13 protein-coding genes and 1 pseudogene are annotated in these 20,035 nt (G+C 62.0%); 7 read left to right on the forward strand and 7 right to left on the reverse strand.

Annotation, left to right across the window (positions count from 1 at the left end; genetic code table 11):
* Window position 1: 1 nt before the first annotated feature.
* Complete coding sequence (locus BLJAPNOD_RS30425) at window positions 2-376, reverse strand: metalloregulator ArsR/SmtB family transcription factor (protein ID WP_077505347.1); 375 nt, start codon at window positions 374-376, stop codon at window positions 2-4.
* 253 nt (window positions 377-629) lie between these two features.
* Between BLJAPNOD_RS30425 and BLJAPNOD_RS30430 the strand changes: the two genes are divergently transcribed.
* Complete coding sequence (locus BLJAPNOD_RS30430) at window positions 630-1,127, forward strand: DUF2165 domain-containing protein (RefSeq protein ID WP_077505260.1); 498 nt, start codon at window positions 630-632, stop codon at window positions 1,125-1,127.
* A gap of 100 nt (window positions 1,128-1,227) precedes the next feature.
* Here the strand turns inward: BLJAPNOD_RS30430 and pcaF are convergent, their stop codons facing one another.
* From pcaF to BLJAPNOD_RS30445, 3 genes are read right to left on the reverse strand one after another with little or no spacing between them, the layout of a single operon-like run.
* Window positions 1,228-2,433: a 3-oxoadipyl-CoA thiolase gene (gene pcaF, locus BLJAPNOD_RS30435; RefSeq protein ID WP_077505258.1), complete on the reverse strand. Its 1,206-nt coding sequence runs from the start codon at window positions 2,431-2,433 to the stop codon at window positions 1,228-1,230.
* Window positions 2,433-3,215, reverse strand: coding sequence for a CoA-transferase subunit beta (locus BLJAPNOD_RS30440; RefSeq protein ID WP_199566063.1), 783 nt, complete (start codon window positions 3,213-3,215; stop codon window positions 2,433-2,435). The genes pcaF and BLJAPNOD_RS30440 overlap by 1 nt, the downstream gene beginning before the upstream one ends.
* Window positions 3,216-3,225: 10 nt before the next feature.
* Window positions 3,226-4,086 (reverse strand): CoA transferase subunit A, encoded by an 861-nt coding sequence (locus tag BLJAPNOD_RS30445; protein WP_077505256.1) that lies wholly within the window; start codon window positions 4,084-4,086, stop codon window positions 3,226-3,228.
* A gap of 246 nt (window positions 4,087-4,332) precedes the next feature.
* On the opposite strand from BLJAPNOD_RS30445, the gene BLJAPNOD_RS30450 reads away from it, so the two are divergent.
* Both BLJAPNOD_RS30450 and BLJAPNOD_RS30455 read left to right on the forward strand, forming a co-directional pair.
* Window positions 4,333-5,088, forward strand: a complete 756-nt coding sequence (locus tag BLJAPNOD_RS30450) for an IclR family transcriptional regulator (protein ID WP_115422521.1) — start codon at window positions 4,333-4,335, stop codon at window positions 5,086-5,088.
* Between the two features lie 74 nt (window positions 5,089-5,162).
* A complete protein-coding gene (locus BLJAPNOD_RS30455; RefSeq protein ID WP_115422522.1) occupies window positions 5,163-5,825 on the forward strand; it encodes a sulfite oxidase-like oxidoreductase in 663 nt (220 codons plus the stop codon).
* An 80-nt stretch (window positions 5,826-5,905) separates the two neighbouring features.
* Here the strand turns inward: BLJAPNOD_RS30455 and BLJAPNOD_RS30460 are convergent, their stop codons facing one another.
* Both BLJAPNOD_RS30460 and BLJAPNOD_RS30465 read right to left on the reverse strand, forming a co-directional pair.
* Window positions 5,906-6,109 carry a hypothetical protein gene (locus BLJAPNOD_RS30460; RefSeq protein WP_077505250.1) on the reverse strand — a complete coding sequence of 68 codons (204 nt, stop codon included), beginning with the start codon at window positions 6,107-6,109 and terminating at the stop codon, window positions 5,906-5,908.
* A gap of 383 nt (window positions 6,110-6,492) precedes the next feature.
* Window positions 6,493-6,954 (reverse strand): acyl-CoA thioesterase, encoded by a 462-nt coding sequence (locus tag BLJAPNOD_RS30465; RefSeq protein WP_077505343.1) that lies wholly within the window; start codon window positions 6,952-6,954, stop codon window positions 6,493-6,495.
* 621 nt (window positions 6,955-7,575) lie between these two features.
* Between BLJAPNOD_RS30465 and BLJAPNOD_RS30470 the strand changes: the two genes are divergently transcribed.
* Together BLJAPNOD_RS30470 and BLJAPNOD_RS30475 are read left to right on the forward strand one after the other, a co-directional pair.
* Entirely contained in the window at window positions 7,576-8,559 is a 984-nt protein-coding gene (locus BLJAPNOD_RS30470; RefSeq protein WP_158556194.1) for a GAF domain-containing DNA-binding protein, read from the forward strand.
* A gap of 259 nt (window positions 8,560-8,818) precedes the next feature.
* A complete protein-coding gene (locus tag BLJAPNOD_RS30475) occupies window positions 8,819-15,652 on the forward strand; it encodes an autotransporter domain-containing protein (RefSeq protein ID WP_158556195.1) in 6,834 nt (2,277 codons plus the stop codon).
* Window positions 15,653-15,855: 203 nt separating this feature from the next.
* Here the strand turns inward: BLJAPNOD_RS30475 and BLJAPNOD_RS30480 are convergent.
* Window positions 15,856-16,185, reverse strand: a pseudogene (locus BLJAPNOD_RS30480) (acyl-CoA thioesterase); the annotation flags it as partial.
* Between the two features lie 544 nt (window positions 16,186-16,729).
* Here BLJAPNOD_RS30480 and BLJAPNOD_RS30485 point away from each other — a divergent pair.
* Window positions 16,730-18,679 (forward strand): PrkA family serine protein kinase, encoded by a 1,950-nt coding sequence (locus BLJAPNOD_RS30485; RefSeq protein ID WP_115422526.1) that lies wholly within the window; start codon window positions 16,730-16,732, stop codon window positions 18,677-18,679.
* Window positions 18,680-18,704: 25 nt separating this feature from the next.
* The gene (locus tag BLJAPNOD_RS30490) at window positions 18,705-20,024 is read left to right on the forward strand and encodes a YeaH/YhbH family protein (protein WP_115422527.1); all 1,320 of its coding nucleotides are present in this window, start codon (window positions 18,705-18,707) and stop codon (window positions 20,022-20,024) included.
* Window positions 20,025-20,035: the final 11 nt, after the last annotated feature.

The following is a 20,035-nucleotide window of genomic DNA, read 5'->3' on the forward strand; positions in this document are numbered from 1 at the left end:
GTCAGTCCTCCTTGGTGTTGGAATCGGCGGGGTTCCCGTGAGACGCGGCGTCGGCCTTTAGTTCTTCAAGCAGAGTGTCGAGCCGCGCGAAATTCGCTTCCCAGAGCTTGCGGTATTCCTCCAGCCAGTCGGTTGCCTCGGTGAGTGGATGGATCTCGATGCGGCAGGGACGGCGCTGTGCGTCGCGGCTACGCGAAACCAGTCCTGCGCGCTCCAGCACCTTCAGGTGTTTCGACACCGCTGGCTGGCTCATGGCAAAGGGTTCTGCGAGTTCGAGAACGGATGCCTCGCCCAGAGCAAGACGGGCAAGGATCGCCCGCCGTGTCGGGTCGGCAAGAGCGGCAAAGGTAGCGTCGAGGCGGTCAGATGAATTCATTTGCATAACCAGATAGTTTTAGAACTGTTTGGTTATGTTCCGGCTGATGACAGAAGTCAAGTCCGCCGGCCAGCGGCAGGATCGCCGCCTGCTCGGCGTTGGTTGCCGCCGGAGTGCATATGCATCATCCTGCAAGTTGTGGAAGAGGCGTGTCGAAGCCCCGTTCTCCGCTGCCGCGGGCTATGGCTGGACTGATGCCGGTAGGATTCGTCCCGGATTTCGGGTGTGCCGGCAGCGGACAGGAGTACCAGACATGAAAATCATTCGAATTGCCAAAACCGCAGCCGTTGCTGCCATCGCTTTGTTCTCAACGCTTGTCGCCTTCGGCAACATCACCGACTACGCAACGAATTTCGCCTTCGTTCAGCATGTGATGATGATGGATACGATCTTTCCCGATGCGGCGATCAAGTATCGTGCGATCACCAGTCCGGCGCTGCACAACCTGTTCTATGTCGCGATCATTGCGGCCGAGACGCTGACGGCTCTGCTTTGCTGGCTCGGCGCCTACAGGCTGTCGACGAAGCTCAACGGTGGTGCGCGCGAGTTTAACCAGGCAAAGACCGTGGCGATCGCCGGCCTGACGCTCGGCTTTCTCGTCTGGCAGGTTGGATTCATGTCGGTCGGCGGCGAATGGTTCGGCATGTGGATGTCGAAGCAGTGGAACGGCGTTCCCGATGCCTTCCGCTTCTTCCTCACGATCTTGCTGGTTCTGATCTTCGTGGCGCAGCGCGACGAAGAGACCGTGTGAATCAAAAAGGGGGAGCCGTCGGTGGACGGCTCCCTATGTGCTCTTGCTTCTGCGCATATCGTAATCGCAGAAACTGCTGCGCACTTTTGCGCGACAGGCTTCAGACGCGCTCGAGCGCCACCGCGATGCCCTGGCCGACACCGATGCACATCGTCGAGAGGCTATAGCGTCCACCGGTCTCTGCCAGCTCCAGCGCCGCCGTCCCGGTGATGCGGGCACCGGACATGCCGAGCGGGTGACCAAGGGCAATGGCGCCGCCGTTGCGGTTGACGCGATGGTCGTCGTCGGCAATGCCGAGATCGCGCAGCGTCGCCAGCGCCTGCGAAGCAAAGGCTTCGTTGAGTTCGATGACATCGAACTGCGCCTGCTTAAGCCCGAGACGCTCCATCAATTTCTTCGAGGCAGGTGCCGGACCGAAGCCCATGATACGCGGCGCGACACCGGCGGTGGCCCCGCCGAGGATACGGGCAATCGGCGTAAGACCGTATCGTTTGACGGCCGCCTCGGAGGCAATGATCAGTGCCGCGGCGCCATCGTTGACGCCGGAGGCATTGCCCGCGGTAACCGTGCCGCCTTCCTTTTTGAAGGGCGTGCCGAGCTTGGCAAGAGCCTCCATCGTCGTGGCACGGGGATGTTCGTCTCTTTCGACGATAGTCGGCTCGCCCTTGCGCTGTGGAATGGTGACGGCGACGATCTCCTTTGCCAGGCGCCCGTTGCTCTGAGCGGCCGCTGCCTTCCCCTGGCTGCGCAGCGCAAAGGCGTCCTGGTCTTCCCGGCTCACATGGAAGTCTTCGGCGACGTTTTCGCCGGTCTCCGGCATGGAATCGACGCCATATTGCTTTTTCATCAGCGGATTGACGAAGCGCCAGCCGATGGTCGTGTCATAGATTTCGGCTGCGCGCGAGAAGGCGCTCTCCGCCTTCGGCATGACGAAAGGCGCGCGCGACATGCTCTCGACGCCGCCTGATATCATCAACTCGGCTTCGCCAGCTTTGATGGCACGCGCCGCCGCGATGACGGCATCCATGCCCGAGCCGCAGAGGCGGTTGATGGTGGTGCCCGTCACGCTTGCCGGCAGCCCTGCCAGAAGCAGCGACATGCGCGCGACGTTGCGGTTGTCTTCACCGGCCTGGTTGGCGCAACCGAAGATGACGTCATCGATTGCTTCCCAGTCGAGGGATGGGTTGCGCTCCATCAGCGCCTTCAGCGGGATCGCGCCGAGGTCGTCTGCTCTCACCGATGACAGCGCGCCGCCGAAGCGACCGATCGGCGTGCGAATGTAATCGCAGATATAGGCTTCAGCCATCATGCGGCCTCCCTGTTGCCCTGGTGGGCCTTCCTGGTGCGCGCATTGATGTCGCGAAGCGTTGCCAGCTCGATCTCGGTCGGTACTGGAGTCTCGATGACTTGGTCTGCAAACTTGATCGGCCAGCCGCAATTGTCGACGATTTGCTCGCGCGTCACGCCGTCATGGATCGACACGACCGTCAGTTCCTTGCTCACCGGATCGGGTTCCAGGATGCAGAGGTCGGTGATAACGCGGGTCGGTCCCTTGGTCTTCATGCCGAGCCGTTCGCGATGATCGCCGCCTTCGCCATGGCCCATCGAGGTGATGAACGGCAGCTTTTCGACGAAGCCACGTTTAGAGAGTGCCATGGTGATAAAGATGCGGCCGCAATTCGACGCGATCTCAGGCGCGCCGCCGCCGCCGGGCAGGCGGACCTTCGGATGGTCGTAGGGGCCGACGACCGTGGTGTTGAGGTTGGCGAACTTGTCGATCTGCGCGCCGCCGAGGAACCCGGTGGTGATGCGGCCGCCCTGCAGCCAGTAGCGAAACATCTCCGGCACGGAGACGGTGAAGAGCGCGGTATCGCAAAGCTCGCCGTCGCCGATCGACAGCGGCAGCACGTCCGGCTTGGTGCCGACCGTTCCGCTTTCGTAGATCAGGGTGATGTCGGGGGCATGGGTCAATCGCGCCACGTTGCAGGCGGCCGAGGGCGCGCCGATGCCGACGAAGCAGACGTCGTCGTTGGAAAGCGCGCGCGATGCGGCGATGGTCATCATTTCGGTGGGGGTGAAATCCGTCATCATCGCCTCCTCAAGCGGCCTTCGCCGGGTTTTTGCCGGCGTGTCTTGCAAAGTCTTCAGGCCCCGCGTCGAGCACGTTCTCCTTGATCCAGGCGGTAAAACTCTCGCGGTCGCGGGCGATGTCGTCCCAGCCGATGTAGAAGGCGTTCGAGCGTGGGTAGTAGCCGTGGGCGTAGGAAGGGAAGGCGCCGCCCGGTACATGGCTGACCGCTGTTATTGCCCAGGTGGGAAGCACGACAGAGTTGGGAGACGGCGGCGCAAGCTCGTCGACGATTTCCTCGACAGTGACGATCGACCGTCTGGCGGCAAGCACCGCCTCCTTCTGCACGCCGACGATGCCTTCGATGAGCACGTTGCCCTTCCGGTCGGCGCGCTGGGCATGGATGATCGTGACATCGGGCCGGATCGCCGGAACTGCGGCGAGCACCTCCGACGTGAACGGACAGGCGACAGACTTAATGTTCGGGTTCACCTTCGGCAGATCGGCGCCGATATAGCCGCGCAGCATCGCAAACGGCAGGTTGGCGGCCCCCGCCTCATAGGCATTGGCCATGGCCGCGTGGGAATGCTCTTCGATTTCGAGCGGCCGCGGCCACTGATTCTCCACCGCATCACGGAAGCGGTGCAGGGAGCCGACGCCCGGATTGCCGCCCCAGGAAAACTTCATGCCGCGGGCAGCGCCGACACCGATCAGTTGATCGTAAAGGATATCGGGCGTCATGCGCACGAGGAACAGGTCCTTGCGGCCCTGGCGGATCACTTCATGCCCGGCAGCATAGGGGATCAGATGGGTAAAGCCCTCCATGGCGACGGTGTCGCCATCCCTGACATTGTCGCCGACGGCCTCGGCGAGCGAAACGATCTTCGCCATGTTTCCTCTCTTCTGATCTGAGCGTTGCCGCCTATCGGCGGACGCATGGTTGCAGGCGGGTGGTGAACTGCTGGTGTCTCTCTGCGCCGGCAATTTTGGCGCGGCGTTCGCAGATAGGAGCGTCCCCCTGCCTGTCTTGGCTCGAAATAGGCTCTCAAAAACGAGCAGCGTCAAATAATTTGTGCGTTATTTGACATTTGTTCTCATATCGCACAAAATAGTGACGGTTAATATTGGGAACGACCGATGAGAGAGACCGACTTCGTCAGTGGTTTTGCCCGGGGCCTGACGGTCATTGAGGCCTTTGGCGAGACGCAACAGAAGCTGACGATCACAGAGGCTGCCAAGATCACCGGCCTCGACCGGGCGACTGTCCGCCGCTCGCTGCTGACGCTCTCGGAGCTCGGCTACGCCGACTATGACGGAAAGTTCTTTTCGCTGACGCCGAAGGTGCTGCGGCTCGGGCATGCCTATCTCTCAGCGACGCCCTTGCCGGCGATCGTCCAGCCTTACCTCGACCAGCTTTCCGAGCGAGCCGGACAGAGCGCCTCCGCCTCCGTGCTCGACGGAACGGAGATCGTCTATATCGCTCGCGCGTCGCAGAAACGGGTGATGTCGATCAGCCTGATACCGGGCTCGCGCCTGCCTGCCTATTGTGCCTCGATGGGGCGCGTGTGGCTCGCCGCCTTGCCGGAAGCGCAGGCAAGGGACGTGCTCGCCCGCTCCGACCTCAAGGCCAACACGCCACATACGAGAACCGACACGGAAGAGCTGATGGCCGAGATCGGCCGTGTGCGCAATCAAGGCTATGCGATCATCGACCAGGAACTTGAAATCGGCCTTTGCTCCATCGCCGTTCCGCTTCTAAACGATCGCAACCAGATCGTCGCCGCACTCAATATCGGGGCGCCGGCCGCCCATGTGCCGGCTGCCGAAATGGTCGAGCGCTATTTGCCGCTTCTGAAAGAGACGCAGGCAGCGCTGCGGATTGTGCTGCGCTAGCAGCGATGTCTGCGCCGATGCTTGACGGAAACCGTGACGGGTCTTCTAATCCGCGCAGACCGGAGTAGGACGCCATGACCGAAGACGAGCGCTCAGCGGAAATCAAGCTGACCACGAGGAAACGGCGCTGGGCGGCTGCGGGGAAGTTCCTCACCGGGCGCGCAACCCGGCCCGAGGACGAACGGTTGCCGCCGGGCCAGCATCTCGTTAGAGATTGGCCGGTGCTGGATCTCGGGCAGCAGCCTGCGATCGGCGTGGAGCGCTGGCGGCTTGATGTCACCGGCCTCGCCGAACAGCGCCTGTCGCTGAATTGGACAGCGTTCAAGGCCTTGCCGCAGAGTGACAGCCTCTCCGACATTCACTGCGTCACCACCTGGTCGCGCTATGACAACCGCTGGCAAGGCGTGCTGACGCACGACCTGCTCGATCTGGTCATGCCGAAACCGGAAGCAACCCATGTGATGTTGACGAGTTACGACGGCTATACGACCAATCTTCCGCTTGCCGATTTTGCCTCGGAGCATGCGATCCTCGCCACGGATTGGGAGGGACAGCCGATCAGTCGCACCCATGGCGGGCCGATGCGGCTTGTCGTGCCGCATCTCTATTTCTGGAAGAGCGCGAAGTGGTTGACGCGCATCGATTTTAGGGCCGGCGACGAGGCCGGCTTCTGGGAGTGCAACGGCTATCACATGCGCGGCGATCCCTGGCTAGAGGAGCGTTACTCCGCGGATTGACGACCGGACGGGGGCTGGGGTGAGCGAGGCGATCGCCACGCTCGGTTATCCGCCACGGCAGGCGGGCGAGGTGAAGCGCCCTATTTCATCAGATCCATATGCTGGTCGGCCCGGGCCTTCAGCAAGGGGTCGAGGTCCGACTTGTATGGCCCGTATTTCGTAAACATCTCGTGGGCCTCATGGGGCGGAATGCCGGAGGCGCGAATGAAATCCTCCAGATCGTAGCGGACCTCGCCGCTCGCGACGCCTTCTGTAAACTGTTTTCCCGTTTCGGATGTGGACATTTGAATCTCCGATATCCCGGGCCTGCAATGACGGTGTTGGTTTCCCGCAGCTGCAGGCGTTGATAGGTGGCTTCGCTTGTTCACGAAATTGACGTCAGTTGGGTAACGCGGCGCGGTGGCATTGAGCGCGTCAAAGTGGCTTTCAGAACGCAGGGGCATGTACAGGGCACATAGGCACGGGCGTACGACGCAGGCGACCGCCGTCCCGCGCCAGCGCACGAGGCGGACTTCTACGCTTGGCCAGACAAAACCGGCCGGCGAAACATACACCATCAATCCCCCCGGCCAAACACAGGAGTGGTCTCGGCGCCGCCCTGTTGCAAAAAGTGACCACGGTTTCGATGCAAGGTGACGTGAATGGGCGCGCCCCGTGATTGCGACGGTCAGGTTTCGCCGGCGGAGCCCGCGGCCTGAAAACGGACCTCGAACTCGCGCCGCAAGTTTCTCCTGACTTCGGCTGCGCGCTGGCGCTGCTTTCGGACGGCGGTTGCGGGGTTGTACGGTGGCACTGCAGTCGGACGTCCCTCGGCATCAACAGCGACCATGGTGAAATAGCAGGAATTCGTGTGCCGACGCTCGCCGGTGCGGATGTTTTCTGCTTCGACGCGGATCCCGACTTCCATCGACGTCCGCCCGGCATGATTGATCGAGGCGCGAAAGGTCACGAGCTCGCCGACATGGATCGGCTGGCGAAAGACGACCTGGTCCACTGACAAGGTCACTGCGTATTCCTGCGAATAGCGTGAGGCGCAGGAGAACGCGACGCGATCCAGGAGATTCAGGAGGGCGCCGCCATGGACCTTGCCGCTGAAGTTGGCCATGTCGGGCGTCATCAAAACGACCATTTCAAGCTCGCTGGTATCGTGTCCGGCTTCCACGGCAACTCCTCTGGATTGGATTACAAAGCCCCCTTGGGCGACGTCTGGGCCGTCCTCCCGGAGGCCTGCCCACTATCATATGCACTGCGACCCTTGGCTTGAAGTCCATTCCTCCAGCGACTTTAGCTACGCCGTCATGTTTCGACCTGCCTCGGCCGACCCCGCCATCGTGCCCAGTCGCGACATCCGCCAAGTATGGGAATCGCAATCGGATACTACGCTGGCGAAGGTAGGTCGGTCTTGTCCTTCGGGGTAGGGATCGCGCGGCGATACCGCATCGTTCTGCGGCCGATCGACCCAGAAAAGGGCCTGCGGTTGCGGTGAAAGGTCTTGAATTTCTCGCGCTCGCAACCTTTACTGGCAACGCGGGTGGATGCTGGCGTTGAGGAACGCCGCTGCATGACGATGGAGGGGGCCATCGAACGCGCGCTTGGACCATTGTTCATTCCATGATCGCTCTCAGCGCCGTCCCCCGGCGCTCACAGGGCGTTGATGCCGTTTTTTAGCGACCCGTATTTTCCCGGGAGGGCAGCTGCATATTGTGACAGCGCCTCCCTATCCCTTATTCCTTTTTCAATATTGATCGTCATGAATGAGCAATTTCACCCGTCCGACCTTTCCGACACTGCCCCGCCATACGAACTGATCTCGATTGCCGACTGTCTTCACCCCACGATGGGGCAGCCGTCGCACGACTGGGCCTATATGGCCGCCGCCCACCTTATCGGTTCGCCCGCCAACATCGCGATTGCGGCCATTTTGGAGGAAACCGGCAAGCTTGCCGGTGCCGACAGGGCGTGGATGTTCGAATACGACGACGATTTTCTTCACTTCCGAAATACCGAGGAGTGGGCGCGCAAGGATGTCTCGTCGCATGTGGGTGATCTGCAGCAGACGCCGGTGACGATGATCGGTTGGCTGCATCAATGGCTGGTCACGGGCAAGGCGGTGATGATCAACGATGTCGCCAATCTTCCGCGCCCTGCGCGCGCCCTGCAGGCGGAAATGCTCAGGCAGAACGACAAGAGCGTCCTTTGCGTCCCGATCTTTCACAACTGCGTTCTGCGTGCCTGCATCGGCTTCGATGCGACCAGGACGAAACGCCGGTGGCCGGTGGACGAGATCCACCAACTCGCCCGCTGTGCAAAGTTGATCGGTATCGCCCGCTACGGGCGAGCGCCGGTGGATGGCCGACGGGACGTGGTTGCCGGAAACGCGCTCAACGGTGCTGAACCCCTCGTGCATCTGCATATGCCAGGGCGCACGCGCGGCGTGCCACTCGCTGCCATCGTCGGACTGCGTTCGGCGAAGGACTACACGCAGATCTGGTTGAGAGACGAAGCAGCCGTGCTCGATCTGCGTCCGCTCTCGTTCTGGATCGGCCTGCTGCCGAAATCGAGCTTCCTGCGCATCCACCGTACCACGGTGATAAACATATCGCATGTGACCGAGTTGGATCGTCACGCAGGCCCGACGAAGCAAGCCTGGACAGTGCGCCTGCGCAGATTCGATCAGCCCTGGGCGGTATCGCGGCCCTACAGGCAGGAATTGCGCAGCCGGCTCGGGATCTGAGATTTTCCACAGCCGCACCCCCCCTCGCTTTGTTGCTTCGTCGAACCTGTAGGTTGTTTCGTCGATATGGCATTGCTGCTTCAGGGTTGCCGTGCAAGCCAGCTTCCTGGGAAATTTTGAGTTGTGGGCGGAGGGCAAGCCTTTGAAAAAGATCAATTGTACGACTAAGGGCTTGGCTGCTGGGTTTAAGGGCGAGGAACGCACGGGTCGCCAACCGTCGCATCGGGGGCGCTCCACATCCGGCAACCAACGCTTGCTAATGAGCAGCACGGCTTTGTGGCTGTTCGCCGCCTCGGGTCTTGCCCTCGGTGTGGTCGCGCTCGCGCCCATGGCTGCGGCAGCAGGAAAGGGTGGGGATGGTGGCGGCCCGGGCGGTGTCGCTGGTGGCGTAGACGGTAACCTGCAGGGCGCACCTGGCGCCGATGCGACTTATTCCGGAAATGGCGGCGGCGGCGGCGGGCCGGGTGCGGCCGGTGGCGCTGGAAGCCAGATCAACGGTGGGGTTGTCGGTAGTGGTGGCGCTGGCGGGACCGGCGGCAGCCCGAACGGGGCCGCAGGCGGAAACGGCAGCGGCAGCGGCGGCGCCTACGGCGGCGGCGGCGGTGGTGGTGGCGGAGCGCACGGCAGCGGCGGCATCGCAGCCGGTCGCGGTGGCGATGGCGGCGCCTCGTCGAACGGCGACGGCGGCGGCGGCGGCGCCGGCGGCTACGGTCGGATTGTTGCCGCTGGCGGCACGGACAGCATAACGGGCACGGCCGTTTCAGGCGGACAGGGTGGCAACGGCGGCAATGGTGGTGCAGCGACGGGCGGCATCGGACTTGGCGGCAGCGGTGGCGACGGCGGCGATGGCGCGGCACTGGTCAATGGTGGAACATTGACGGTAAACGCGAACGTCACGGGCGGTAACGGCGGCGCCGGCGGCGCTGGCGGCCACGTCCTGGAAAAGCGCAATGGCGACGGTGGTCACGGCATCAGCGCGCTAAACGGCGGCACGGTGATCGTCAACGCCACCGTGACGAATGGTACCGCCGGGAGTGGTGGTACGGGCGGCGCGAACGGCGCTGGCCTCTTTGGCCGCGACGTGGATGTAACCCTTGGCGCTTCCGGCTCGATCAACGGGTTTGGCGCCAATGCCATGACCTTTGATGGTGGCGCCAACACATTTCGCTTTCTGGCAGCATCGCCAGGTCTCTTCGGTAACATCGCAATCAACAATTCCGCCAGCCTGACGATCGAGCAGAGCGGCAACGGAACTCTGAGCACCGCGATTACGGGGAACGGTTCCCTTATCAAGACCGGCAGCGGTACGCTGACACTGGGTGGGATGAACACCTATACCGGTGCGACTAGCATTGCGGCTGGCGGTACGCTGGCGCTGTCCGGCCAGGGCCGGATCAGCGCCTCGAGCGGCCTGACGACCGACGGTATCTTCGACGTCTCCGGGGCCATCGCGCCGGCGGTCAAGTCGCTGACTGGCAACGGTCAGGTGGTGCTCGGCACCAAGTCGCTGAGCATCAGCAACGCCACCGGCACGTTCTCCGGTGTGATCAACGGTACCGGCGGCATTTCGGTCAGTGGCGGCACCCAGATCCTGACCGGTGCGAACACGTTTAGCGGTCAGGCAGGGATCAATACCGGCGCGACGCTGCAGATCGGCGACGGCGGCGCGGGCGGGTCGCTCGTGTCGAACATTCTCAACAGCGGCGCGGTGGTCTTCAACAGTTCCAGCAACTCGACTTTTGATGGCTCGATCACCGGCAATGGTACGTTCTCGCAGATCGGTAACGGCACGCTGACGCTGACGGCCAACAACAGCACTGCTGGCGCGGTGACAATCGGGTCGGGCAGCACGCTGCAGCTCGGCAGTGGCGGCACCACCGGCTGGATCGGCGGCAGCGGCAATTTCCTCGGTCCGATCACCAACAACGGCACGCTCGTCTACAACCGCTCGAACGATATCAGCCATGCCGGCACGATCAGCGGCACCGGCACGATTTCGCAGGCCGGAACGGGCAAGCTGACGCTGACAGGCAACAATTCGCTGTTTGCAGGCGCAACGTCGGTGACGTCGGGCACGGCACTTATCAACGGCCAGCTTGGCGGCAACGTCAATGTCGGCTCCGGCGGTACGCTCGGCGGATCGGGCCGGATCGGCGGCGGTGTCACCGTCAATGGCACACTTTCCGCCGGCAACAGCCCGGGCACGCTGACGATCGGTGGTGACCTGACGCTCAATGCCGGCTCCACGTCTGTGTTCGAGCTGAACGCACACGGCCTCGTCGGCAGTGCCGGCAACAACGATCTGGTGAAGGTCGGCGGCAACCTGACGCTCGGCGGCGTGCTGAATGCTCAGGTGGCGTCGGCCGGTTATTACCGGCTGTTCGAATATGACGGTTCGCTCACGGGCAGTTTTGCTGCGACGACTGCGACATCGACGGCGCCGAGCTTCACGGTTGCCAGCCATGAGGTCCAGACAGGCATTGCCAAGCAGGTCAATCTCTCTGTGCTCGGCACCGGCCAGACGATGCACTTCTGGGACGGCGCGGACACGACCGGGAACGGCGCGGTCAACGGCGGCGCCGGCACCTGGTCTTCGACAGGGACCAACTGGACCGGCTCGCCAGCGCGTTCCAGTATCAACGGCAGCTTCGGCGGATCGGTCGGCGTGTTTGCCGGTGCGAACGGCGGTGTCGTCGATGTTATCGGCACGCAGAGCTTCGACACGCTGCAGTTTTCTGCCACGACCGGTGGTACAGGCTACACCCTCAATGGCGACGCGCTGACCTTCAATCCGGCAAGCGGCACGGCCGCAATGATCAATGTCGCCAGCGGCGTTTCAGCCACGATTGGCTCGGTGCTGCAGGATGGCGGGGCCGGTCGCGGGCTCAACAAGGTCGGCGACGGCACGCTGACGCTGAAGGGCGCGAACACCTACACCGGCGCGACGAGCATCAACGCGGGCGGCACGCTGGCTTTGTCCGGACCGGGCAGCATTAGCACCTCGAGCGGCCTGAAGGCCGACGGCATCTTCGACGTTTCCGCAGCGAACGCGGCGCAGGTCAAGTCGCTTACCGGCAGTGGCCGGGTCGTGCTCGGCAGCAACACGCTTGATATCAGCAACGCCACGGGCACATTCGCGGGCGCGATCACCGGCACCGGCGGGGTCAACATCGCGGCCGGCACGCAGGTTCTGACCGCCGCCAGTACCTATACCGGTGCGACGACGATCGCTGCGGGTAGCACGCTGGCGCTTTCGAGCCAGGGCCGGATCAACACCTCGAGCGGATTGACGGCGAACGGTATCTTCAACATCTCGGCGGCTGGCGCCCCGGGGGTCACGTCGCTGGCCGGCAGCGGCCAGGTTGTGCTCGGCAGCAAGTGGCTGGCCATCAGCAACGCGACCGGTACGTTCTCCGGTGCGATCAACGGCACCGGCGGCATTTCTGTCAATGGCGGCACCCAGGTTCTGACCGGTGCCAACACATTTACCGGCAGTGCGGTGACAAATACCGGTGCGACGCTGCAGATCGGCGACGGCGGCGCGGCTGGCTCGATCGTATCGGACGTCTTCAACAACGGCGCGGTGGTCTTCAATCGTTCCGGCAACTTGACCTATGGCGGCTCGATCACTGGCGACGGAACGTTCTCGCAGATCGGCGCGGGCACGTTGACGCTGACGGCAGACAGCAGCACGGACGGTGCGGTAACGATCGGTGCGGGCAGCACGCTGCAGCTCGGCAATGGCGGTACGACCGGCTGGGTCGGTGGCACGGGCTCGATCGCCAACAACGGCGCGCTCGTCTACAATCGCTCGAACGATGTAATCTACGCCGGCGCTGTCTCGGGCAACGGCACGTTGACCCAGGCAGGCACGGGCAAGCTGACGTTGACGGGCGACAATTCGCTGTTCAACGGCGCAACGTCCGTGACGTCGGGCACGACCTACGTGAACGGCAAGATTGGTGGCAACGTCAATGTGGGTACCGGCGGTACGCTCGGCGGATCGGGCGAAATCGGTGGCGACGTTACGGTCGATGGCACGCTTTCGGCCGGCAACAGCCCGGGCACGTTGACGATCGCTGGCGATCTTACACTCGGCGCTGGATCCACGTCGGTGTTCGAGCTGAACACGCCCGGCCTCGTCGGCAGCACCGACAACGATCTGGTGAAGGTCGGCGGCAACCTGACGCTCGGCGGTGCGCTGGACGCTCGAGTGGCTTCGGCCGGTTATTACCGCCTGTTCGAATATGATGGTTCGCTGTCGGGCAGCTTTGCAACGACGACTGCCACATCGACGGCCCCTAGCTTCACTGTTGCAAGTCATCAGGTCCAGACAGCCATCGCCAAGCAGGTCAATCTGTCGGTGCTCGGCACTGGCCAGACGATGCAGTTCTGGGACGGTGCGGACACGACAGGCAATGGTGCGGTCAACGGCGGCACCGGCACCTGGACGTCTGCCGGCACCAACTGGACCGGCGACCCGCTGAATGCCGGCGTCAACGGAACCTTCGGCGGATCCGTCGGCGTCTTTGCCGGCGCCACCGGCGGTACCGTCAACGTCGTCGGCACGCAGAGCTTCGACACGCTGCAGTTCTCCGCGACGACGGATGGCACCGGCTACGTCATCAATGGCGGCGCGCTCGCCTTCAACCCGGCGAGCGGCACGGCGGCGACGATCAATGTCGGCAGCGGCGTGACGACGACGATCGGCACGGTGCTGCAGAATGGTGGGACCGGCAGTGGCCTCAACAAGGTGGGCAGCGGCAAGCTGACGCTGACGGGCATGAACACCTATACCGGTGCAACGAGTATTGCCGCAGGCGGCACGCTGGCGCTCTTGGGCCAGGGGCGAATCAACGCCTCGAGCGGCTTGACCGCCAACGGCACCTTCGACGTATCGGCGGCCGCATCGGCGCAGATCAAGTCGCTCACCGGCAGCGGCCAGGTTGTGCTCGGCAGCCAGACGCTGCTGATCAACAATGCTACGGGCACCTTCTCCGGCGCGATCAACGGCACCGGCGGCATCTCGGTCAATGCCGGCACGCAGGTCCTGACCGGCACAAACGGCTTTACCGGCGGCGCCGGTATCGCCCAGGGCGCGACGCTACAGGTCGGCGATGGCGGCACGGGCGGTTCGCTTGCATCCAATGTCACGAACTTCGGCGCGCTCGTCTTCAACAGCTCCGCCAACACGACCTATGCGGGCTCGATCAGCGGCCCCGGCTCGTTCTCTCAGATCGGCAGCGGCACGCTGACCCTGACGGCAACCAGCAGCAGTCGCGGCCCGGTCGCGATCGGTACGGGCAGCACGCTGCAGCTCGGCAATGGCGGCACGACCGGCTGGATCGGCGGCACCGGGAACTTTGCCGGCTCGATCACCAACAACGGCACGCTGATCTACAACCGCTCCAACGACGTCAGCTATGCCGGTACATTCACCGGCACCGGCGCGCTCACCCAAACGGGAACGGGCAAACTGACCTTGACGGGCGTCAACACCTTCACAGGCGATACGGCCGTCAAGTCGGGGACACTCGTCGTCAATGGTTCTTCGGTGAACTCGCGCCTGACCACCATCCATCGCGGCGCACGCCTCGGCGGTACCGGCACGATCGGAAACACGACCATTCTGAGTGGCGGCGTCCATGCACCGGGCAATTCGATCGGCACACAGACGATTGCCGGCAACTACACCAACAACGGCGTCCTGCAGATCGAAGGCACGCCCTTAATCACGGACAAGCTGATCGTGACGGGCAACGTCGACATATCAGGCGCGACGCTCGATCTCCTGCTTTCACCCAATACGGCGGCAAGCTGGAATCTGATCAATGGCCCGTTCATCCTCATCGACAAGCAGAGTTCGGGGGCGATCACCGGCACCTTTGCTTCGATCGTCGACAACCTGGTGTTCCTCGATCCCACCGTCGATTACATCGGCGGCGACGGCAACGATCTGTCGCTCAAGCTGACCCGCAACGACATCAGCTTTGCCAGCACCGGTCGGACACGCAATCAGATCGCCACTGCTGGCGGTATAGATGGCTTGGGCGTGGCCAACCCCGTCTTCAACGCGATTGCGTTTGCCGCAACGCCTGAAGCAGCGCGGGCCGCCTTCGACCTGCTTTCCGGCGAAGTGCATAGCTCCTTCCAGTCGATCCTGATCGAGGACAGCCGGTTCCTGCGTGATGCTGCAAACGATCGCCTGCGCTCGGTGCTTGGGGCCGTGGGAGCCAAACAGTCTTCCGGAAACGGCACCGAGGCCGATATGGGTGAGCTCGCCATCTGGTCCCAGGGCTTTGGTTCCTGGGGGCGCTGGGATGGCGATGGCAACGCGGCCAAGGCCGATCGATCCATCGGCGGCTTCTTCGTCGGTGCCGATACGCAGGTGGACGAATGGACCGTCGGTGCGCTTGCCGGCTACTCGCGCTCCTCGATGGATGTCGACGCGCGGTTCTCCTCTGCCACGTCCGACAACTATCATCTCGGGCTCTATGCCGGCGGACAATGGGGTGACGCTTCGCTGCGCACGGGTGCTGCCTATAGCTGGCACGACATCGAGACGAGCCGCTCCATTTCGTTCCCTGGTTTCTCCGATCGTCTTGATGCCAGCTATGATGCCGGCACTGGCCAGGTCTTCGGCGAGTTTGCCTATGCCGTCAAAACCGGAGCGGTCGATTTGGAGCCGTTCGCCAATCTCGCCTATGTCCACCTCAACCGCGACGGCTTCGCCGAACATGGCGGGGCAGCAGCGCTCGTTGGCAAGGATGTCTCGCAGGATACGACGTTCACGACCCTCGGCCTGCGTGCCGCGTCCAGTTTCGACCTCGGCGGCGTGCTTGCGACGGCGCGTGGTACGGTCGGTTGGAAACACGCCTTCGGTGACACGCTGCCGCTGTCGTCGAACGGGTTCTCGTCAACGAGCACGTTCGTCATCGCCGGCGTTCCGATCGCCGAGAATGCAGCGGTGCTTGAAGCCGGCCTCGACTTTGCGCTTACGCCGGAGGCCAATCTCGGACTGATCTACGCTGGACAGTTCGCCAGCGGCGTCAGCGATCAGACGTTCAAGGCAAACCTGAGCCTCAAGTTCTGAGAGATCGCAGCCGACGCTAATAGCCGCCTGTCGAGGTCATGTCTGACTTTGGCAGGCGGTTTTTCATTTCTGAAAGGGTGGCCCAGGCGCATGACCGCCGGTCGAAGCGATTGACCGCTTTCCGGGCGCGGGGCCGTTTGCATCGCATCCGCGCACGCGTCGACGAGTCAGGCGGTTACGGGGCTTTACGGTGGCACTGCGGTCGGACGTCCCTCGGCGTCCACGGCGACCATGGTGAAATAGCAGGAATTCGTGTGCCGACGCTCGCCGGTGCGGATGTTTTCTGCTTCGACGCGGATCCCGACTTCCATCGACGTCCGCCCGGCATGATTGATCGAGGCGAGAAAGGTCACGAGTTCGGCGACATGGATCGGCTGGCGAAAGACGACCTGGTCAACTGGCAGGGTCACTGCGTATTCCTGCGAATAGCGTGAGGCGCAGGAGAATGCGACGCGATCCAGGAGGTTCAAGAGTGCGCCGCCCTCGACTTTGCCGCTGAAATTGGCCATGTCGGGCGTCATCAAGACGGCCATTTCAAGCTCGCTGGTATCGTGTCCGGCTTCCACAGCAACTCCTCTGGAATGATTGCAGCCCTCGTGGGCAGATGATAGCAAGCTTGTCGTCGGCCGATCAGTGAACAAGTCTGCATCGTCGATGATCGGATCGCCCGGGATCGTGCCACATTCTCGGATGCCTCACCTCGAAGGCAGTCAGGAATGGGTATTTGGCAGTAGTGCGAGGCTGTCTTTTGCAGAGCCGCTCAAATACGCGATCTTGGAACGTTCTCGCAGGGCATTTCGATCGGGGCCTTCAATAGAGGTCCGCGCTGGTTGGTGTTCCTGAAAGGCCGGATGGCTGTTCGGCCCGCTTCACGCCGATTTCGTATTTGTACCTCGAATTCGCTATTCCGATTAGGTGCGGAGATGGCTGGCTGTTGTGCTAATATAAAACCGTCCGCTTTCACTCGACGCTGTGAAGGCAGCCAAATTCGGGAACAACCCCGTCCCGAGTATGTTGTTAAATAGAGTAGCGGTCGCGTCGCAAGTGCATGACTTCCGGCGGCCGCAGGAGGGTTACATGAGCGCCAGTGACGGTGATGTTTTCGACCTTTTTTCGAAAACTTACGCAAGTGGAGTGCAAGAGAGTTTAAGTTTACAGGAGTATCTTCTCGCCTGTCGCGACGACAAGAGCATGTACGCCACTGCGCCAGAGCGCATGGTGGCCGCCATCGGCGAACCTCAATTGATAGACACGAGCGCGGATGAGCGCCTCGGTCGGATCTTCGCTAACCGCACCATCAAGATCTACCCTTCCTTCTCGGACTTCTATGGAATGGAGGATACGATTGAGCGGATCGTCGGATATTTTCGATATGCCGCTCAGGGCCTCGAGGAACGCAAGCAGATCCTTTACCTCTTGGGGCCGGTGGGTGGTGGCAAATCGTCGCTTGCCGAGCGTCTCAAGAAGCTGATGGAGCAGCAACCGATCTACACGTTGGCCATCGACGGTAAGATAAGCCCCGTCTTTGAATCCCCCCTTGGCTTGTTTAGCCGCGATCGCATGGGAGAGTTGCTGGAAGACAAGTACGGAATTGCGAAGAGACGGCTCACCGACCTGGTATCGCCTTGGGCGGCCAAACGACTGGACGAAATCGGCGGCGATATTTCGAAGTTCAGCGTCGTGAAGCTCATGCCCTCGCGGCTGCGCCAAATCGCCATCGCCAAGACTGAGCCAGGCGACGAGAACAACCAGGACATATCCGCGCTCGTCGGCAAGGTCGATATCCGCCAGCTTGAGAATTTCAGCCAAGCCGATCCCGACGCCTACTCCTATAGCGGTGGGCTTAACAGGACCACGCAAGGGCTGCTCGAATTCGTCGAGATGTTCAAGGCGCCGATCAAGGTTCTGCATCCTTTGCTCACCGCCACGCAGGAAGGAAGCTACAATGGCACGGAGAACTTCGGCGCTTTTCCCTACCATGGTATCGTACTTGCCCATTCCAACGAGTCCGAATGGCTCCAATTCAAGCACAACAAGAACAATGAGGCATTTCTCGACCGGATACTCGTCGTCAAGGTTCCCTATTGCCTGCGTGTCACGGAGGAACGGCTGATCTATGAAAAGCTGCTTCGCGAGAGCGAGTTGGCCGAAAACCCCTGCGCGCCCGAGGTTCTGGAGAACCTTAGCCGCTTCACGGTGGCGACACGCCTCGCGCTACACGAGAACTCGCCGTCCTATACGAAGATGCGGGTCTATGACGGCGAGAACCTGAAAGATACCGATCCCAAGGCGAAGTCCCTGCAGGAATATCGCGATGCCGCGGGCGTTGATGAGGGCATGACCGGCGTCAGCACCCGCTTTGCCTTCAAGGTGCTGTCGGAGACCTTCAACTACGACACCAAGGAAGTCGCGGCCGATCCGGTTCATCTGATGTACATCCTGGAACAGGCTATCCGGCGGGAGCAGTTTCCCAAGGAGACGGAAGCGAATTATCTCGATTTTATCCGGTCGGAACTCGCCGCCCGATATGCCGAGTTCATCGGTCACGAGATCCAGAAGGCCTATCTCGAATCCTATAGTGAGTATGGTCAAAACCTGTTCGACCGCTATATCTCCTACGCGGATGCTTGGCTCGAAGATCAGGACTTCAAGGATCCCGATACGGGTCAGATCCTAAATCGCAACGTTCTCGATGGCGAGTTGTCGCAGATCGAGAAGCCCGCAGGGATTGCAAACCCTAAGGATTTCCGCAACGAAGTCGTAAAGTTCTCACTGCGTGCCCGCGCCAGGAACAACGGGCGCAACCCCGCCTGGACAAGTTACGAAAAGCTCCGGGAAGTGATCGAGAAGCGCATGTTCGGCCAAGTCGAGGATCTTTTGCCGGTCATCAGCTTCGGCTCGAAGAAGGATAGCGCGACCGAGAAGCAACACGCTGAATTCGTTGAACGCATGACCGAACGGGGCTACACCGAGCGCCAAGTCCGGCGGCTCGTTGACTGGTACATGCGGGTCAACAAGGCAGGTTGACGATGTGCAAGCGGGGGATGGGCAGATGCCAAACTTCATCGATCGCCGGCTTAACCCCAAGGACAGGAGTCTCGGCAATAGGCAGCGCTTTTTTAAGCGGGTCCGTGAGGAATTGAAGCGGACGATAAGCGATCAGATAAAGTCGGACAGGATCACCGATGTGGATGCCACTCACGGCGTTCCGATCCCGAAGCGTGGTGCGGACGAGCCCAGCTTTCAGCATTCGCGCGCCAGCGGTGAGCGGAACTATGTCCTGCCCGGAAACGAGACCTTTTCTCCGGGAGACCGACTTAGGAAACCGGAAACAGGCGGTGGTGGTGGTGGGGCCGCCGGGCCCGGACGAGGCGAAAACACGGACGACTTTCTTTTCGTGCTGTCGCGCGAGGAAGTGCTCGATCTTTTCTTCGAAGATCTGGAGCTTCCGGATATGGTGAAGCTGAACCTGCGGGAAACCGTCAGCTACAAGTCCCATCGCGTCGGTTTCTCGACGGTGGGCACGCCTTGCAATATCAATGTCGGACGAACGATGCGCAACAGCTTTGGGCGGCGCATGGCCCTGCGCCGCCCAAGCGAGAGGGAATTTCAGGCTCTTACGGAAGAGATCGCGACGCTGGAACGGGAGGAGGAGCCATCCCTGCAGCAGCGCCGCAGGCTCTCGCACCTGCGCGACGAACTGGCAGTTGTCGAACGGCGGCGGCTGCGTATCGCCTATGTCGATCCCGTCGACGTGCGGTTCAACCGTTTCGAACGTCAGCCTTTGCCGAACGCGAGCGCGGTGATGTTCTGCCTTATGGACGTCTCTGCCTCGATGGGGGAGCGCGAGAAGGACCTTGCCAAGCGCTTCTTCGTTCTCTTGCACCTGTTTCTCAAGCGCCGTTACGAGCGGATCGATATCGTGTTCATCCGCCACACGGATGAGGCGCGGGAAGTTGACGAGGAGACGTTCTTTTTCAGCAAGCAGAGCGGCGGCACGGTCGTTTCCACGGCGCTTGAGGAAATGCTGCGGATCATCGGGGACCGCTATCCTTCGAACCTCTGGAACATATATGCGGCCCAAGCTTCCGATGGCGACAATGCCAACGGCGACTCGGATCGGTGCGCCGAGCTTCTGCGGGAGAAGCTCATGCGTCTGTGCCAGTATTACGCCTATGTCGAGATCATCGATGAGCGCGAAAGCGAGATCTTCGGGTCGACGGACAACGGCACCTCGCTTTGGCGGGCCTATCGCACGGTCGACTGCGTGGTGCCGAATTTCCAGATGACGCGCGTTGCAAGGCCCGCCGACATTTACCCTGTCTTCCGTAAACTCTTTGCCCGGCATCAACCCGTTCAATTGCGCAGGTGAGGGGGCGACCG

This window comes from Ensifer sp. M14 (assembly GCF_003355565.1).
Classification (GTDB): domain Bacteria; phylum Pseudomonadota; class Alphaproteobacteria; order Rhizobiales; family Rhizobiaceae; genus Ensifer.

What these genes read in the sequence shown, in the direction of transcription:
- BLJAPNOD_RS30490 (WP_115422527.1), top strand. Translation starts at nt 18,705, where the DNA reads ATGCCAAACTTCATCGATCGCCGGCTTAACCCCAAGGACAGGAGTCTC.
- BLJAPNOD_RS30460 (WP_077505250.1), bottom strand. Translation starts at nt 6,109, where the DNA reads ATGTCCACATCCGAAACGGGAAAACAGTTTACAGAAGGCGTCGCGAGC.
- BLJAPNOD_RS30455 (WP_115422522.1), top strand. Translation starts at nt 5,163, where the DNA reads ATGACCGAAGACGAGCGCTCAGCGGAAATCAAGCTGACCACGAGGAAA.
- BLJAPNOD_RS30430 (WP_077505260.1), top strand. Translation starts at nt 630, where the DNA reads ATGAAAATCATTCGAATTGCCAAAACCGCAGCCGTTGCTGCCATCGCT.
- BLJAPNOD_RS30440 (WP_199566063.1), bottom strand. Translation starts at nt 3,215, where the DNA reads ATGACGGATTTCACCCCCACCGAAATGATGACCATCGCCGCATCGCGC.
- BLJAPNOD_RS30425 (WP_077505347.1), bottom strand. Translation starts at nt 376, where the DNA reads ATGAATTCATCTGACCGCCTCGACGCTACCTTTGCCGCTCTTGCCGAC.
- BLJAPNOD_RS30445 (WP_077505256.1), bottom strand. Translation starts at nt 4,086, where the DNA reads ATGGCGAAGATCGTTTCGCTCGCCGAGGCCGTCGGCGACAATGTCAGG.
- pcaF (WP_077505258.1), bottom strand. Translation starts at nt 2,433, where the DNA reads ATGGCTGAAGCCTATATCTGCGATTACATTCGCACGCCGATCGGTCGC.
- BLJAPNOD_RS30475 (WP_158556195.1), top strand. Translation starts at nt 8,819, where the DNA reads ATGAGCAGCACGGCTTTGTGGCTGTTCGCCGCCTCGGGTCTTGCCCTC.
- BLJAPNOD_RS30470 (WP_158556194.1), top strand. Translation starts at nt 7,576, where the DNA reads ATGAATGAGCAATTTCACCCGTCCGACCTTTCCGACACTGCCCCGCCA.
- BLJAPNOD_RS30465 (WP_077505343.1), bottom strand. Translation starts at nt 6,954, where the DNA reads ATGGTCGTTTTGATGACGCCCGACATGGCCAACTTCAGCGGCAAGGTC.
- BLJAPNOD_RS30485 (WP_115422526.1), top strand. Translation starts at nt 16,730, where the DNA reads ATGAGCGCCAGTGACGGTGATGTTTTCGACCTTTTTTCGAAAACTTAC.
- BLJAPNOD_RS30450 (WP_115422521.1), top strand. Translation starts at nt 4,333, where the DNA reads ATGAGAGAGACCGACTTCGTCAGTGGTTTTGCCCGGGGCCTGACGGTC.